The sequence below is a fragment of the Streptomyces fuscichromogenes genome (genome assembly GCF_014645815.1).
GTDB classification, from domain to species: domain Bacteria; phylum Actinomycetota; class Actinomycetes; order Streptomycetales; family Streptomycetaceae; genus Streptomyces; species Streptomyces fuscichromogenes.
The window spans coordinates 1-1008 of the sequence record NZ_BMML01000114.1 but is presented as its reverse complement, the minus strand read 5'-3'; the positions used below and the strand labels follow the sequence as shown (position 1 = coordinate 1008).

Sequence of the window (1008 nt, the reverse complement as noted above, 5' to 3'; positions counted from 1 at the left end):
GGCCTGGTGCACGTGGCCGGCGAGGTCACGACCAAGACGTACGCGGACATCGCGACGCTGGTCCGCAACAAGATCCTGGAGATCGGCTACGACTCCTCGAAGAAGGGCTTCGACGGCGCCTCCTGCGGCGTGTCGGTGTCGATCGGCGCGCAGTCCCCGGACATCGCCCAGGGCGTGGACACGGCCTATGAGAAGCGGGTCGAGGGTGGCGCCGCAGGTGGGGAGTCCGACGAGCTCGACAAGCAGGGCGCGGGCGACCAGGGCCTGATGTTCGGTTACGCGACGGACGAGACGCCGACGCTGATGCCGCTCCCGATCTTCCTGGCGCACCGGCTGTCCAGGCGCCTGTCCGAGGTCCGCAAGAACGGCACCATCCCCTACCTGCGCCCGGACGGCAAGACGCAGGTCACCATCGAGTACGACGGCGACAAGGCCGTCCGCCTCGACACGGTCGTGGTCTCCAGCCAGCACGCCTCGGACATCGACCTGGAGTCGCTGCTGGCGCCCGACATCCGTGAGTTCGTCGTGGAGCCGGAGCTGAAGGCGCTGCTGGACGACGGCATCAAGCTGGACACCGAGAACTACCGTCTGCTGGTCAACCCGACGGGCCGGTTCGAGATCGGCGGCCCGATGGGCGACGCGGGTCTGACCGGCCGCAAGATCATCATCGACACGTACGGCGGTATGGCCCGCCACGGCGGCGGTGCGTTCTCGGGCAAGGACCCGTCCAAGGTCGACCGTTCGGCCGCCTACGCGATGCGCTGGGTGGCGAAGAACGTGGTGGCGGCCGGGCTGGCCGCCCGCTGTGAGGTGCAGGTCGCGTACGCGATCGGCAAGGCGGAGCCCGTCGGTCTGTTCGTGGAGACCTTCGGGACCCACAAGGTCGAGCCGGAGAGGATCGAGAAGGCGATCGACGAGGTCTTCGACCTGCGTCCGGCCGCGATCATCCGTGACCTCGACCTGCTCCGCCCGATCTACGCGCAGACCGCCGCGTACGGTCACTTCGGC

Annotated in this window: 1 protein-coding gene; it reads left to right on the top strand. The window is 68.7% G+C overall.

The genetic code is table 11. The annotated features are described in order from the left end of the window. The coding region (gene metK, locus IEZ11_RS50425; RefSeq protein WP_189269859.1) for a methionine adenosyltransferase at window positions 1-1008 on the top strand (1008 nt) is incomplete at both ends.